Origin of the sequence: Oceanihabitans sp. IOP_32 (assembly GCF_009498295.1) — a bacterium.
In the GTDB taxonomy this organism is placed as follows: domain Bacteria; phylum Bacteroidota; class Bacteroidia; order Flavobacteriales; family Flavobacteriaceae; genus Wocania; species Wocania indica.
Genome location: NZ_CP040813.1, coordinates 2,300,445 through 2,314,600 on the forward strand (window position 1 = coordinate 2,300,445; position 14,156 = coordinate 2,314,600).

Below are 14,156 nucleotides of genomic sequence, written 5' to 3' on the forward strand. Positions count from 1 at the left end.
TTAATAAAATTTAGTCGTCTTAATTTGAAATGACTAATAATAACGATCAGCATTATATTAATCAAACAATAAATGGCGATGCTCATGCATTTTCTGTTTTAGTAAATCGTTACAAAGACTTGGTTTTTACTTTAGCATTACGCATGTTAAAAAACAAAGAAGAAGCTGAAGAGGTTTCGCAAGACACTTTTATTAAAACTTATCAAGCGTTACATAAATTTAAAGGCCATTCGAAGTTTTCAGCATGGATTTATAAAGTGACTTACAATACGTGTTTGGACAGACTAAAGAAGAATAAAAAGCACTATAATGATGTTGCTATCGACGAGATTACCGAAAATCAAATAAAAACCATGGATAATGCTTTAGATAAAATGGAGGAGAAGGAGTATAATAAGCTCATACAAGATTGCTTAACTTTATTGCCTAAGGATGATGCTTTTTTACTGACATTATATTATTTTGAAACATATTCTTTAGAGGAAATTTCAAAAATTGTTGGTATTACAGCTAACAATGTAAAGGTGAAAATATTTAGAAGTCGAAAAAAATTAGCGACTATTTTAAAGCATAGATTAGAACCAGAAATCATAGAGTATTATGAAAGAGAACGCAAATAAACATCTAGATAATTTTACAAAAAAAATTATTCAAAAAGCTTCTTTGGAGCATCCTTCGATTCATTTTACTTCAGAAATAATGTCTCAAGTAACAACATTGCATAGTAATCAAGCTACTGTTTATAAACCCTTAATCTCTAAAAAACTCTGGGTTTTAATGGCTTTAGGTTTTATTTTGCTTTGTTTCTATTTCGTTTTGGGCGCAGAAAAACAAGAAGAGTCCTGGTTTCGTGCTTTAGATTTTAGTGTCTTATCAAAAAACAAATTTGCTAATGTATTTTCAGACTTTACAATATCTGAAACCTTAAAATATGGCTTGCTCTTTTTCGGATTAATGCTTTGCATCCAAATACTATTTCTTAAAAACTATTTTGATAAACGATTGGAAGTTTAGTTAAATTAATCTTTAATGAATTGATTTTTTTTGTCTTTGTTCTAATATCTAACAGCAAAGCGGTCTTGGTTCTTTTTTAATCAATACCAGCGCTTCTTTTTCTTTTTAGAGGCTTCACTTTTACGGCCTTTTTTATATTTACTCCCGGTTTTTTTAGATTTATGAATTATCGGTTTTGCTTTAGGATCCAATGGGTATGGATGGTTTCCTTCAATAGGAATTTGAACATTTATTAATTGCTGAATGGATTGCACGTAGCTTTTCTCATCGGCAGAACAAAAGGAGTAAGACTTTCCGGCTTGACCTGCGCGTCCTGTTCTACCAATCCTATGTACATAGGTTTCGGGAATGTTAGGCATATCGAAATTTACCACAGCATCCAATTCATTGATGTCTATGCCACGAGCAGCAACATCGGTTGCTATTAAAATGTTTACATAACCACTTTTAAATTTTTTTAAAGCCTCATGTCTCAGATTTTGAGCTTTATTCCCATGAATAGTTTCAACCTTATAACCGTTATTTACAAGTGTTTGCTCTAATTTATCTACGCCATATTTGGTACGTCTAAAAATAAGAATATTACCCTTTATAGTATTTCTTAATAGGTGTAAACACAATTCAATTTTATGGCGTTTAGGGACGTAATATAAAACCTGACTCACATTTTTTGCAGCCGAAGATGTTGGCGATACCTCAACACGTTCAGGAGATTTTAAAATAGTATTGGCAAGCTGTTCTACTTTATAGGGCATGGTTGCCGAAAATAACAGAATCTGTTTTTCTTCAGGACATAAACGCTCAATCTTTTTAACATCATCAATAAAACCCATATCTAGCATTAAATCGGCCTCATCTAAAACTAAAGTCTCGATGTAATCTAAATTCAAATTGTCCTGTTTGTGCAAATCTAAGAGTCTTCCTGGGGTCGCAATAAGAATATCCACCCCTTTTTTTAGAATGTCCTTTTGAGGTTCTATAGAGGTTCCCCCGTAAATTACAGTGGTTCTCAAGTTGGTATTTTTGCCATAAACTTTAAAGTTTTCGTTTATCTGCACCGCTAATTCTCTAGTCGGACTTACAATAAGAGCTCTTATTTTTTTTCCTTTTTTAGGAGCGTCTTGTTTATCAAAAAGCAACTGGAGTATAGGAAGTGCAAAAGCAGCTGTTTTTCCTGTGCCCGTTTGGGCCGAAGCAATAACATCTTTTTTATCTAAAACCAGTGGTATGGTGCGTTCTTGAATTAATGTGGGATTGTCGTAACCAGCCTCTGCAATAGCTCTTAGAAGTGGTTTGTTAAGTTGTAAGTCTTTAAAGGACATGTAAAATGAGTTTGATGCAAAGATACAGTAAACTGAAGTAATCTTTTTTAGAGTTTATTGTAGTTTTTCTTTTTACTGAAACACTTATTCTAGTGCTTAGAATTATTTATATCAAAAACAGAATAACTTCATGGTTTTGAGCTAAAAGAAAGTCACTTTTTAAACAAGCGCTAAGGTATTAAACGCTGTTTTATTAGTTTTCTTTGCCTAGTTCTACCGCTCGATTAAATGCTGAAAAAGCAGCTTCTTTAATTAATTCATTAACATTGTTATCTTCCATAGAATCTAATGCTGCACGTGTTGTACCACCTTTAGAGGCTACCTTGTCCATCCAAGAATTTGGTGACAAACTAGATTGATTGAAAAGTTCTATAGCCCCTGTAAATGTTTGGCTCACTAAAACAGTGGAGTCGTTTTTTGAGAATCCCATTTGTAAGGCAGCTTCCATCATACTTTGCATAAAATAGAATACATAAGCTGGACCACTACCAGAAATACCTGTCGAGGCATCAATTAATTTCTCATTAGATACGTGAATGGACTTTCCTGTAGCATTCAATAAACTCGCAATAGTTAATATTTCAATTCTTGAGACTTCTTTGGAGGTCACGTAAGATGTTAGACCTTTACCTATTTGAGCCGGAAGGTTTGGCATGGCTCTAACCACTTTCTCTAATCCTGTTAATTCTTTTATTTTCCCAATGGTTACACCAGCCATAATAGAAACAATAATTTGTTCTGTTTTTACAAGCGATTTAATGTTTTTAAAAACATCTACGGCATGATAAGGTTTTACGGCTATAAATATAACATCGGCTTTAGGTACACAGTGTTCTAGTTCACTATAGGCATCAAAATAAGATACTTGATTAAGTTCTTCGATTTTCTCGGCAGACTTATCTAATATCATGATTTTATTTTTATTGAGTAGTTTTGATTTAGACATGCCTTCGGCATAGGTAAGTCCCATGTTTCCTGCACCAATTACTAATACTTTCATGTGTTTATCTTTATTGTTTTTTCATCGGTCACATGCGACATCCATTTAATTATTTCCTTGGGTATCAAGTTTTAGTTATGGATGTTTCATATAATATTTTTTGTAAATTTATTTAAATATTGGAGAAAACTAAATAAATAGCATGCAATCTTTACAATCTTTTACTTCGCCGTAATACGTTTCTCTGTATTTATGAAGCGTTTTTATTGGTAAACCAAATAAATATGTTTTAATATAAGTAACCCTAGCGGTTAATTCGCCCATTTTTATGGTATGTCGCTTTTCGTAGGTTGTTTTTCGTTTGACTTGTAAAATTTTCATTTGTTTTGTTTTGAAATTTATGGCTATTATCAAGTTTAGTTCGATTCTTCTAAAGACTATATAATTGAAACGGTAATCTTATTTTAGCTGATTTTTATCTGCTTAAAAATTAATAACAGTTTATTATCACTAGTGTCCGATTAAAATTATTATAATGCTGTCAATCTTTTTAAAATAAAGAACTTTGTACATTTTTTAAAATGTCACCTTGCTTATTTGAAATAATTATTAAGATTTAAAGGAGCTATTTTGTTAATTAAAGCACTTTTGTTTATCAGTTAGTTAGAATCAAGTCTTGGTTCTTATGTCTATTAGCGAAGCGGTCTTATGTCTTTTGTCGGACATTAATGGTTTATTATATTAAATGTTGATAATATATCTGCTTGAGATGATATAGCTTAAAGCGTAACTTTTTTCTATTGATGAATAAAGCTATAAAATTAAAGTTGAAGATTGTTTTAAAAATACAATATTGCTTTTCTTATGTGGCAAAGCTACAAAATTTAGGCTTTAACGGCAAATTATTAGTAATGAGATGTTTATAAGGTTAAAGTTTATAAATTTTTAGCTTCTTCCCAAAACACGTCCATCTCTGCCAGAGTCATATCTTTCAAAGGTTTATTTAAGTCTTTTGCTTTGGCCTCCAGATATTGAAATCTTTCTATAAATTTTTTGTTGGTGCGCTCTAAAGCATTTTCTGGATTTATTTTTAAGAATCGGGCGTAATTGACTAGCGAAAATATCACATCTCCAAATTCACTTTCCATAGCCTCTCTGTTTCCGGAGTTTATTTCGGCTTTAAATTCGTTTAATTCTTCTTCTACCTTCTCCCAAACTTGATTTGGCGCCTCCCAATCGAAACCAACTCCAGCAACTTTTTCTTGTATCCTATTAGCTTTTACTAATGCCGGTAAACTTTTTGGGACTCCCTCTAAAATGCTGGTTTTGCCTTCTTTAAGTTTGAGATTTTCCCAGTTGCGCTTAACGTCCTCTTCGCTTTCAACCTTTACATCACCGTAAATATGTGGGTGTCTGCTTATTAGTTTTTCACAAATGGTGTTGCAAACATCGGCGATATCAAAATCATTAGTTTCACTTCCAATTTTAGCATAAAAAACAATATGTAATAACACATCGCCTAATTCTTTTTTTACTTCTTCTAAATCCTGGTCTAAAATGGCGTCTCCAAGCTCGTAGGTCTCTTCAATAGTTAGGTGACGTAAGGTTTCCATAGTCTGTTTTTTATCCCATGGGCATTGCGCACGCAACTCGTCCATTATGGTTAGTAATCTGTCGAAAGCCTTTAATTGCTCTTGTCTAGAATTCATGTTACTAAAATTTTTGTAAAAGTACTATTTTGATGGTATTGACTAGATAATTTTGAGTTAATTTTAATTTATTAGATTTTAAAACTTTCAATTGTTTTTTAGTTTTGTATTGATGGTAATAATTACGACTTTCGTTTTGTATCATTGTAGAATTGGCTAAATGAAAGGACAACTAAAACACATAACATGAAAGATTTTTGGAACGCGAGATATAAGAATGAGGAGTTTGCCTATGGTAAAAACCCGAATGAATTTTTAAAACAAGTTATCGATAAGCTTAATTTAACTGGGAGCATACTGTTACCTGCAGAGGGTGAAGGACGAAATGCTATTTATGCTGCAAAAAAAGGTTTAGAGGTAACGGCATTCGATATTAGTGAAGAAGCTAAAAATAAGGCAATTAAATGGGCGACTTCTGAAAATGTAGACCTCGATTATAAACTTGGCTCAATAGAACATCTCGATTTCGAGAAGCATAGTTTTGATGTCCTCGCTTTAATCTATGCGCATTTTCCAGCGGATAAAAAAGAAGCCTTTTACACTGGGCTAGGGCAGTTGGTAAAGCCTCATGGTCATTTAATTTTAGAAGGGTTTAGTGTAAATAATCTTAAATTACGTGGTGAAAAACCATACGTTGGAGGTCCAGGCGATGTAAATATGCTATTTACTCAAGCCGAAATTGAAACTATTTTTAAAGATTTTGAGATTCTTGAACTTCAAGAAGTTGAGGTGGAATTAAATGAAGGTGAATTTCACAACGGATTAGCAAGTGTAATTCGTTTTGTAGGAAGAAAAAAGGGTTAGCTCGTTTAAGGTGTGTAATTTTAAGGGTGTTATGGCGCTATTCGCGGTGTATATTTAACCCAATAATTGTAATATTAACTTTTAAAAGTTCGTAACCTTGATTCATTATTTCGTAAATCCTTATCTTAATGTTTTTAAATTTAAAGGTCGTGCAAGTGAAAAAGAATTTTGGTATTTCTATTTCATGAATTTCACAATTGCTCTAATCTTAATGTTTACTAAACAGTTTCATGGTATTGAAGATGTTAAGGATTATTACCGTATATTCTATTTTATACCTCTAGTTTCACTGGGTTTTAGGCGTATTCAAGATACTGGATATTGTGGTTTTTTATTTTTTATTCCTTTGGTAAATATCTTTCTTGCGGCACTTCCTGGAGATCCAAAACCGAATAAATATGGCATGCCAAGAACCCTTTAACTATGCGATCATGGTTTTGTTTTATAGTTTATCAATAAATATGAAACATCTTAAAGTCCATTTTGGTTCTAATTAACTACTGTATTGACCAAATTTATTGTCTTGTGTATTTGTTGTATTTTGGTATTTAAATAGCTTTAACCATAGAATCGACGTAAATGTCGTTGAAATGACGTAAATATGACGGTATTAATCGATGCTGTTTTAAGTATTTTTACGAACAAAACACCTGGCATGCCTATGAAAGGAATTGGAGAAAAAATAAGAGAGGTGAGAAAGCAAGGGGGACTCTCTCAAGAGGCTTTAGCAGAATTAGCGCAAGTAAATTTAAGAACAATTCAACGTATTGAGAACAACGAAAATGAACCGCGTGGAAAAACGCTAAGTTTAATTTGCGAAGCACTTAATGTTAATGCCGAAGATATTTTACACCCCGAAAAACAAACTAATAAAAATGACCTTATCATTTTTCAGCTGTCGGTATTGGTATTTTTAGTTATTCCATTGGGAAATATAATTATTCCAATGTTGTTATGGGTTAGCAAACGAGACAGTATAAAAGGTCTTAATGCCATGGGTAAAAATGTTTTAAACTTTCAAATTCTATGGTCTATTTTGAGTTTTTTAGCTATGGTGATGTTAGTTTTTAAACTTGAATACTTTAAAATTATGGTTTTTGTTATTGGAACCTTATATGTTTTAAATATAATTTTACCAATAGGTTTTGCTATTAAAATTAATAAGGGTAAAACGGAAGGCTTTTACCCGAATTGGCTAAGATTTATTAAATAACGTGAGTAAAATTTGATAATCCTAGCTAATGCTTATGCGTTTAAAATTTGTTCCTCAAGTCGAGTTATTTTTCTGCATAGCAAAGTAGGTTAGCAAAGAAATTTAAGAAAGCTCCTGAAACGATACACTGTAATTACGAATGTTGATATGATATATAAAAAGCTGTTATAACACTAAATAATTTAATGCCTTATACCAATTTAATTTTGAAATGTCGTATGGTTAATTTGGTATTACTTACAAATTACAACAAAAAATCCAGCATTGAGCTGGATTTTGAGTTTATAAGAGAAGTCTCAGGTGCAGAAACACTTTAATATGTAACGTATCTGTTTACCTAAAGAACAACATGAGTTTATGCATTTTGTTTTTTAATTAAATTAAGTGCCGAACCTTCTTGATACCATTTAATTTGTGCATCGTTATAGGTGTGGTTTAGCTTAATAACATCTTTAGAGCCGTCTGCATGAACTATTTCTAGCGTTAAAGGCTTTCCTGCAGCAAATTGGTTTAAATCGATAAAGTTGAAGGTGTCGTCTTCTTGAATTAAATCGTAATCGCTTTCGTTGGCAAATGTTAAACCCAACATCCCTTGTTTTTTAAGGTTGGTTTCATGAATACGAGCAAACGATTTTACAATAACAGCGGCAACCCCTAAATGTCTTGGCTGCATGGCCGCATGCTCTCTAGAGGAACCTTCGCCATAGTTATGGTCACCAACCACAATGGTTTTAATACCAGCTTTTTTGTACTCGCGTTGTACATCGGGAACACCACCATAATCGCCAGTTAATTGGTTTTTTACAAAGTTTGTTTTCTTATTGAAAGCATTTACGGCTCCAATTAAAGTATTGTTTGAGATATTATCTAAATGCCCTCTAAATCGCAGCCATGGTCCAGCCATAGAGATATGATCTGTGGTACATTTACCAAAGGCTTTTATTAATAATTTTGCGCCTGTAATATCCTCTCCTAGAGGTGTAAAAGGCGTTAAGAGCTGTAAGCGTTCTGAGTCTTCTTTAATACTTACTTGCACATGACTACCATCGGCCTCTGGAGCTAGGTATCCATTGTCTTTAACCTCAAAGCCTTTTGGCGGTAACTCCCAACCTGTTGGCTCGTCGAACATGACTTCCTCTCCATTTTCGTTAATCAACTTATCTTTAAGCGGATTAAAATCTAAACGACCAGCAATAGCTATTGCAGCTGTAATTTCTGGCGAGGCTACAAAGGCATGTGTATTAGGATTACCATCGGCACGTTTTGCAAAGTTTCTATTAAAAGAGTGCACAATACTGTTTTTTGGTGCGTTTTTAGGATCTGAATATCTTGCCCATTGGCCAATACATGGGCCGCAAGCATTGGTAAATATTTTAGCATCTAATTTCTCGAAAATACCTAAAATACCATCGCGCTCTGCGGTGTAACGTACCTGTTCGGATCCTGGGTTAATACCCAATTCAGATTTCATCTTCAAACCTTTGTCTAAAGCTTGTTGTGCAATGGATGATGCTCGCGATAAATCTTCGTAAGACGAGTTTGTACAAGATCCTATTAACCCCCATTCTACAACAATAGGCCAATCGTTAGCTTTTGCTTTTTGAGTCATCTCACTACCTACTGTAGTTGATAAGTCTGGAGTAAAAGGACCATTCAATAAGGGACCTAATTCGGATAAATTAATATCTATAACCTGATCGAAATAGTCTTCAGGGTTAGCATATACTTCGGGATCGGCCGTTAAATGTTCTTTTACCGCGTTGGCAGCATCGGCAACGTCGGCTCTATCGGTGGCTCTCAAATAACGCTCCATAGACTCATCGTAACCAAAAGTAGATGTGGTAGCTCCAATTTCTGCACCCATATTACAAATGGTGCCCTTACCTGTACACGACATTGAAGTGGCTCCGGGGCCAAAATATTCTATAATAGCGCCAGTACCACCTTTTACGGTAAGAATTTCTGCTACTTTTAAAATGACATCTTTAGGGGCTGTCCAGCCAGATAATTTTCCTGTTAAACGCACGCCAATTAATTTTGGGAACTTAAGTTCCCAAGGCATACCTGCCATAACATCTACAGCATCTGCACCACCAACTCCAATAGCGACCATACCTAGACCACCTGCATTCACAGTATGTGAGTCTGTACCAATCATCATACCTCCAGGATATGCATAATTTTCTAAAACGACTTGATGAATAATACCCGCTCCAGGTTTCCAGAAGCCAATGCCGTATTTGTTAGAAACAGACTCTAAAAAGTTAAATACCTCACTACTTACATCGTTGGCATGTTTTAAATCGGCTACTGCACCATCTTTGGCTTGTATCAAGTGGTCGCAATGCACAGTTGTAGGCACGGCAACTTTTGTTTTACCGGCTTGCATAAATTGTAATAAAGCCATTTGCGCCGTAGCGTCTTGAAGTGCAATTCTATCTGGTGCAAAATCTACATAGTCTTTTCCTCTAGTAAAGATTTTAGTGGGATCGCCATCCCAAAGATGAGAGTATAATATTTTCTCTGATAGTGTGAGTGGTTTACCTAAAATTTCACGAGTCTTATTAACACGTTTAGCCATTTTGGTGTATACACCTTTTATCATGTCGATGTCGAATGCCATATCTTTTATAGTTTTTGTTTGTTCTTATTTTGAATGTACTACAAAAATACAAATAATAGAATACATTAAAAAATTCTAATCAAACCTATTATATTTTTAAACTATTCTTAATATATATAGTGATTTAGCTTTGGTTTGTAGGAATTCTATAAAATAATCACATCAAATTTTCTAAAATGACAAAATATATCTGTGCAAGTATTAATTTTAATTGGGATAAAACGGTGAATTCGACCGACGAACACCCGTTTACAGAAAATTAATTTGGTATAACACCCCCATAGAGAACTGTCGCAAATGGATATGTAACCAAAGGCGCTAGGTGATAAGGGTTGCGATTAAAACTTAAGAGTGCGTGTAATACCTATTATTATTAATAGCTGTTGGGGTAAAATGATTAAAACAGGCTTTTAATAATTTGATCTTCGGTAATACCTTCTGCTTCTGCTTTGTAATTCTTTACAATACGATGCCTTAAAATATTATGTGCTACCGCTTGTACATTTTCAATATCTGGAGAAAATTTACCAAGAATTGCAGCATGGGTTTTTGCGGCCAAAATTAGATTTTGAGAGGCTCTTGGACCCGCACCCCAATCGATGTAGTTTTTTACTAAACTACTGGCAGCATCGGTATTTGGTCTAGTTTTGCCAACCATGGTTACGGCGTATTCTATAACGTTATCTGCAATGGGCATGCGACGAATAAGCTGTTGAAAATCGATAATTTGTTGCGCTGTAAATAAAGGGTTGATTTTTATATTTTTATCGGTAGTGGTCGCTTTAACAACTTGAACTTCTTCTTCAAAATTGGGGTAATCTAAATTTACGGCGAACATAAATCGATCTAACTGTGCTTCTGGCAAGGGATAGGTGCCTTCTTGCTCGATAGGGTTTTGTGTTGCCAGTACAAAATATGGCAAATTTAATTTGTGGTGATGTCCAGCAACCGTGACCGATCGTTCTTGCATGGCTTCTAGTAAAGCGGCTTGTGTTTTTGGAGGTGTTCTGTTAATCTCGTCTGCCAAAATGATGTTAGCAAATACGGGACCTTTAATAAACTTGAAGTTCCTGTTTTCGTCTAGTATTTCACTGCCAAGAATATCGCTAGGCATTAAATCTGGAGTGAATTGAATACGTTTAAAATCTAGACCTAAGGCCTGTGCAATGGTGTTAACCATGAGTGTTTTTGCTAAACCAGGAACACCAACAAGTAAGGCGTGTCCGCCAGAAAAAATAGAAATCAAAATTTGATTAATAACCTCGTCTTGACCAATAATTGTTTTGGCTATTTCGGTTTTTAAATCACCATATTGCGCAACAAATTCTTTAAGGGCCGCTACATCGCTCATAGGTTTATTGTTTTAACCAATTACTAGAAAAATCACAATCTCTATGTTTGCCATTAATTTTAATATACGTGTCTAATATTTTTTCGTTTTGCCATTTTTGAATGGCATTAATTCTCTTTTCGTTTAGGGCTAGTTCTTTGATCTTTAAATAATCTCTTGCATAATCGGCAACGTGCTCATCAATTCTGTCTGTAACGGTTAAAATTTTAAACTTAACCTTGCCTTTTCTATCTTCTTCTCTAAGCACTAGGCTGACTTCCCCATCTTTTAAATTTTGAATTTGAGCATACAATTCTGGATCCATTCTGGTAAGTTCGAAATTGTAATCCTGGGTTTGCGGATTAATTAATTGTCCGCCATCAAACTTAGTTTCTTTTTCGTCGCTAGATTCTTGCGGCCTCAGCAAAAGTAAGATCGCCATCTACAATACTTTGTCTCACTTTTACAAGGCGTTCTCTAGCTTCATTAACGGCATCGTTAGACACCTTTGGAATTAATAGAACATGGCTTACATCGTAAAGTTGTCCTCTAATTTTTTCTAATTTTTATAATGTGGAAACCAAAATCTGTTTCAAACGGTTCAGAGACTTCACCTTCTTGAAGTGAAAAGGCAACATCTCGAAATTCTTTAACCATACGTGGTTTTTGTCTGTCTAAGGTATAAATGTATCCAGATTCTTTCATGCCTGGATCTTCCCCATACAATACTACTTTCGACCTAAAACTTGCGCCGTTTTCTATAACATCTGCTCTAAAGCTTTCTAAGCGATTAATTATTTTTTGCTTTTCTTCTTCAGATACTTCTGGCTCTGCTACAATTTGAGCCACTTTTAATTCCGTGCCAAACAAGGGTCTTTCGTCCTTAGGAATTTTATTAAAGAAAATGCGGACTTCGTCTGGAGTGATATCGACCTCTTCAACAATTTTAGCTTGCATTTTAGAAGCCAATTGATTGTTTTTAATAATTTCGAATATTTCATCTCGATAACTTTTCTCGTCTTCTTTTCGATGAATTTCCAGTAGTTTTTCCATTGAACCTCCAGTTTGTTGTAAAAACTGTTGTATGGTATAGTCTACTTGTTGAAGAATTTCTGCGCTTGAAACTTCAATACTATCTTGTATAGCATGGTGCGCGTATAGCTTGTTTTCTAATAGTTTACCAAACAATTCGCAAGGTTTAATAACGTTAATATCTACACCTTGAGCCTCTAGTTGTTTGTACTCTTTATCGAGGTCGGAGTCTAAAATAATGTAATTCCCCACAACAGCGGCCACACCATCTACTTTAGTAGCATCAAAATTAGATTTAACAGAGTCCTGTGCAGTTTCTGTTACTGGTTCTGGAATAATTTCTTGAGCAACCGCAACATTTACAGTTAGCAATGTTATGCTTAAAATGAATAGTTTTTTCAAATTAATTATAGATTTCAAATTTTTTGTTTTTAACAGCATCTTTAGTAATATCTTTTTCTAATTCCCTAATAAGCTCTAGTTTTCTTTTATTAATAACGATTTGTTTTATCGTCGGCATAACATATTCCAGCGGTGCCGTGTCATTGCGCAATAAAACGTCATTAATCTGCATCAAATATACTCCTATTGAATCTTTGAGTTGTAGAAAATTAGATTTTTTTAACAGTTCATTTTTATTTTCTGAGTTTAAAATAGGTATTCGCTCTAAAACCTGATTGGCTTTTACCCAAATAGAATCGTTTAAAGAAAAGGAATTAAATTGAATTGACATCGAATCTAGTTCTTTTTTATCTTGAAGATTAAATCGTTTAAATTTTTTTTCAATGTCTTTGAAGTTAATTATGTCTTTGTTTACATGTACATAACGAATTTTTATAAGTTCTTCATTTAATTTAAAGGCTTCTTTGTTTTTTTCGTAATAGGCAACTGCAGAACCTTTTGTTAGCGATGTGTCCAGATTCTTTTTTACTAAGCCTTCGATGTAAGCTTTTATATATAAATCGTTTTTATATTGCTCTGCTAATGTATTAAAATTTTCTTGAGTTTCTTCATTTAAATTCACCAAAGCGCCATCTAAAAATAGTTGTTGTGTTGCCCAGCGATTAATAAAATTTTGCACCAACAAAGTACTATCTTGTTTCGAGACAGCGTTTCTTGTGAGGTCTTTAATAGCGCTTTTATACAAGTACTTGTCGTTTACTCGAGCTAAAGGTTCACTCTCCTCTGTGTTTTTATAAAAATTACATGATGAGGTGATTACTGTTACCAGTAGTAATATGATGGTTTTAAGTTTCAAAGAATAAATTTTAGTTTTATTTGTTTTTTATTTTTTTGGACTTGTTTCTTCTTCTTAATTAATGTTTTAAACCGGATAATTTTAAGGGTTTTTGTCGGGTTTCTGTAAAACGAAAATTAATTAAAAGCTACTTGATGGTTTTTTAGTATTATTCCAGCCGTGTAAAACCACTAAAAACAACGGAGTCTTTAGATGCCCAAAACGATCTCTTAGCCGACAAAAATAATAATATAAACCCGTTACACAAGACGCTTTAACAAACGTTTAAAAATAAAAATTATTACTACTTTAGAATTAATTAGTATTACTTTTAACCAGAACTTTAAACACCTTGTCATGCGTAAACTTAAACTTATCTGGGATTTTCGGGGTCCTGAGGCCTTAAAAATAGCTGAGCACCACGAGCGGCATTTAAAGGAATACATTCAAATAGAGAAGTTAGCACTTGATATTACGGGATATGAACCGCTTACAGAGAGTCATGCAATTGCTTTTATGGTGGTTACGGAAGATAAGATGATAGCTATACGCGATGTTTTAAAACCACATCGCGGACAGGTTTATACGAAGTGATTTACCATACTGTGAAGTGGTAATAAATTTCTTTAAACAAAACCTTCAGTTTTTAAATTTTTAATAGCGAGATTAAATGCTTGTCCGTAAAGTACCATAGCCCCATAATTTGTTACGATATATGGCCACTTTTATATTATGACGAAAAACAAATATTTATTCTTATTCAGCGAAATCGGCGGAGCAATTTACTATTGAGCTGCTATTTATTTCCTGAAGATTTCGCAGACCTACCTGCGAGCTGGCAGGTAAGGCAGGTTTTTAAGTTTTATGGCAAAAAACGGATATTCTAACGCGATAAAATTAAAATCTCAGACTACAAACTAATCTGAGATTTT

Annotated in this window: 15 protein-coding genes; 6 read left to right on the top strand and 9 right to left on the bottom strand. The window is 33.8% G+C overall.

What is annotated here, in order from left to right; translation table 11 throughout:
• Nucleotides 1-29: 29 nt before the first annotated feature.
• Nucleotides 30-620 carry an RNA polymerase sigma factor gene (locus FEZ18_RS09560; RefSeq protein ID WP_153268094.1) on the top strand — a complete coding sequence of 197 codons (591 nt, stop codon included), beginning with the start codon at nt 30-32 and terminating at the stop codon, nt 618-620.
• On the top strand, nt 601-1,014 hold the full coding sequence (locus FEZ18_RS09565; RefSeq protein ID WP_153268095.1) for a hypothetical protein: 414 nt from the start codon (nt 601-603) through the stop codon (nt 1,012-1,014). Before FEZ18_RS09560 ends, FEZ18_RS09565 begins: the two co-directional genes overlap by 20 nt.
• Nucleotides 1,015-1,094: 80 nt before the next feature.
• On the opposite strand, the gene FEZ18_RS09570 is transcribed toward FEZ18_RS09565, so the two are convergent.
• From FEZ18_RS09570 to mazG, 4 genes are all read right to left on the bottom strand, one after another.
• On the bottom strand, nt 1,095-2,336 hold the full coding sequence (locus FEZ18_RS09570; protein ID WP_153268096.1) for a DEAD/DEAH box helicase: 1,242 nt from the start codon (nt 2,334-2,336) through the stop codon (nt 1,095-1,097).
• A 193-nt stretch (nt 2,337-2,529) separates the two neighbouring features.
• Nucleotides 2,530-3,336, bottom strand: coding sequence for a pyrroline-5-carboxylate reductase (proC, locus tag FEZ18_RS09575; RefSeq protein WP_153268097.1), 807 nt, complete (start codon nt 3,334-3,336; stop codon nt 2,530-2,532).
• A 129-nt stretch (nt 3,337-3,465) separates the two neighbouring features.
• Nucleotides 3,466-3,657 carry a hypothetical protein gene (locus tag FEZ18_RS09580; RefSeq protein ID WP_153268098.1) on the bottom strand — a complete coding sequence of 64 codons (192 nt, stop codon included), beginning with the start codon at nt 3,655-3,657 and terminating at the stop codon, nt 3,466-3,468.
• Between the two features lie 554 nt (nt 3,658-4,211).
• Nucleotides 4,212-4,985 carry a nucleoside triphosphate pyrophosphohydrolase gene (gene mazG / locus FEZ18_RS09585; protein WP_153268099.1) on the bottom strand — a complete coding sequence of 258 codons (774 nt, stop codon included), beginning with the start codon at nt 4,983-4,985 and terminating at the stop codon, nt 4,212-4,214.
• A 186-nt stretch (nt 4,986-5,171) separates the two neighbouring features.
• On the opposite strand from mazG, the gene FEZ18_RS09590 reads away from it, so the two are divergent.
• The 3 genes from FEZ18_RS09590 to FEZ18_RS09600 all read left to right on the top strand — a co-directional run bounded on the left by FEZ18_RS09590 (nt 5,172) and on the right by FEZ18_RS09600 (nt 7,002).
• Nucleotides 5,172-5,789, top strand: coding sequence for a class I SAM-dependent methyltransferase (locus tag FEZ18_RS09590; RefSeq protein WP_153268100.1), 618 nt, complete (start codon nt 5,172-5,174; stop codon nt 5,787-5,789).
• Nucleotides 5,790-5,886: 97 nt separating this feature from the next.
• The gene (locus tag FEZ18_RS09595; protein ID WP_153268101.1) at nt 5,887-6,210 is read left to right on the top strand and encodes a DUF805 domain-containing protein; all 324 of its coding nucleotides are present in this window, start codon (nt 5,887-5,889) and stop codon (nt 6,208-6,210) included.
• Between the two features lie 180 nt (nt 6,211-6,390).
• Nucleotides 6,391-7,002, top strand: a complete 612-nt coding sequence (locus FEZ18_RS09600; protein WP_228122705.1) for a helix-turn-helix domain-containing protein — start codon at nt 6,391-6,393, stop codon at nt 7,000-7,002.
• Between the two features lie 355 nt (nt 7,003-7,357).
• On the opposite strand, the gene FEZ18_RS09605 is transcribed toward FEZ18_RS09600, so the two are convergent.
• The 5 genes from FEZ18_RS09605 to FEZ18_RS09620 all read right to left on the bottom strand — a co-directional run bounded on the left by FEZ18_RS09605 (nt 7,358) and on the right by FEZ18_RS09620 (nt 13,245).
• Nucleotides 7,358-9,625, bottom strand: coding sequence for an aconitate hydratase (locus FEZ18_RS09605; protein WP_153268102.1), 2,268 nt, complete (start codon nt 9,623-9,625; stop codon nt 7,358-7,360).
• Nucleotides 9,626-10,022: 397 nt separating this feature from the next.
• Nucleotides 10,023-10,976: an AAA family ATPase gene (locus FEZ18_RS09610; RefSeq protein WP_153268103.1), complete on the bottom strand. Its 954-nt coding sequence runs from the start codon at nt 10,974-10,976 to the stop codon at nt 10,023-10,025.
• 4 nt (nt 10,977-10,980) lie between these two features.
• Nucleotides 10,981-11,397: a hypothetical protein gene (locus FEZ18_RS14920; protein WP_317164434.1), complete on the bottom strand. Its 417-nt coding sequence runs from the start codon at nt 11,395-11,397 to the stop codon at nt 10,981-10,983.
• A gap of 107 nt (nt 11,398-11,504) precedes the next feature.
• Nucleotides 11,505-12,407 (bottom strand): peptidylprolyl isomerase, encoded by a 903-nt coding sequence (locus tag FEZ18_RS14925; RefSeq protein ID WP_317164435.1) that lies wholly within the window; start codon nt 12,405-12,407, stop codon nt 11,505-11,507.
• Nucleotides 12,391-13,245, bottom strand: coding sequence for a peptidyl-prolyl cis-trans isomerase (locus FEZ18_RS09620; RefSeq protein ID WP_153268104.1), 855 nt, complete (start codon nt 13,243-13,245; stop codon nt 12,391-12,393). Before FEZ18_RS09620 ends, FEZ18_RS14925 begins: the two co-directional genes overlap by 17 nt.
• Before the next feature lie 336 nt (nt 13,246-13,581).
• On the opposite strand from FEZ18_RS09620, the gene FEZ18_RS09625 reads away from it, so the two are divergent.
• Nucleotides 13,582-13,818 (top strand): hypothetical protein, encoded by a 237-nt coding sequence (locus FEZ18_RS09625; protein WP_153268105.1) that lies wholly within the window; start codon nt 13,582-13,584, stop codon nt 13,816-13,818.
• Nucleotides 13,819-14,156: the final 338 nt, after the last annotated feature.

Excerpts from the sequence above, each read along its gene's own strand:
- FEZ18_RS14920 (WP_317164434.1), bottom strand. The coding sequence starts at position 11,397 with ATGGCGATCTTACTTTTGCTGAGGCCGCAAGAATCTAGCGACGAAAAA.
- FEZ18_RS09570 (WP_153268096.1), bottom strand. The coding sequence starts at position 2,336 with ATGTCCTTTAAAGACTTACAACTTAACAAACCACTTCTAAGAGCTATT.
- FEZ18_RS09580 (WP_153268098.1), bottom strand. The coding sequence starts at position 3,657 with ATGAAAATTTTACAAGTCAAACGAAAAACAACCTACGAAAAGCGACAT.
- proC (WP_153268097.1), bottom strand. The coding sequence starts at position 3,336 with ATGAAAGTATTAGTAATTGGTGCAGGAAACATGGGACTTACCTATGCC.
- FEZ18_RS09560 (WP_153268094.1), top strand. The coding sequence starts at position 30 with ATGACTAATAATAACGATCAGCATTATATTAATCAAACAATAAATGGC.
- mazG (WP_153268099.1), bottom strand. The coding sequence starts at position 4,985 with ATGAATTCTAGACAAGAGCAATTAAAGGCTTTCGACAGATTACTAACC.
- FEZ18_RS09605 (WP_153268102.1), bottom strand. The coding sequence starts at position 9,625 with ATGGCATTCGACATCGACATGATAAAAGGTGTATACACCAAAATGGCT.
- FEZ18_RS09590 (WP_153268100.1), top strand. The coding sequence starts at position 5,172 with ATGAAAGATTTTTGGAACGCGAGATATAAGAATGAGGAGTTTGCCTAT.
- FEZ18_RS09600 (WP_228122705.1), top strand. The coding sequence starts at position 6,391 with ATGACGGTATTAATCGATGCTGTTTTAAGTATTTTTACGAACAAAACA.
- FEZ18_RS09610 (WP_153268103.1), bottom strand. The coding sequence starts at position 10,976 with ATGAGCGATGTAGCGGCCCTTAAAGAATTTGTTGCGCAATATGGTGAT.
- FEZ18_RS09625 (WP_153268105.1), top strand. The coding sequence starts at position 13,582 with ATGCGTAAACTTAAACTTATCTGGGATTTTCGGGGTCCTGAGGCCTTA.
- FEZ18_RS09565 (WP_153268095.1), top strand. The coding sequence starts at position 601 with ATGAAAGAGAACGCAAATAAACATCTAGATAATTTTACAAAAAAAATT.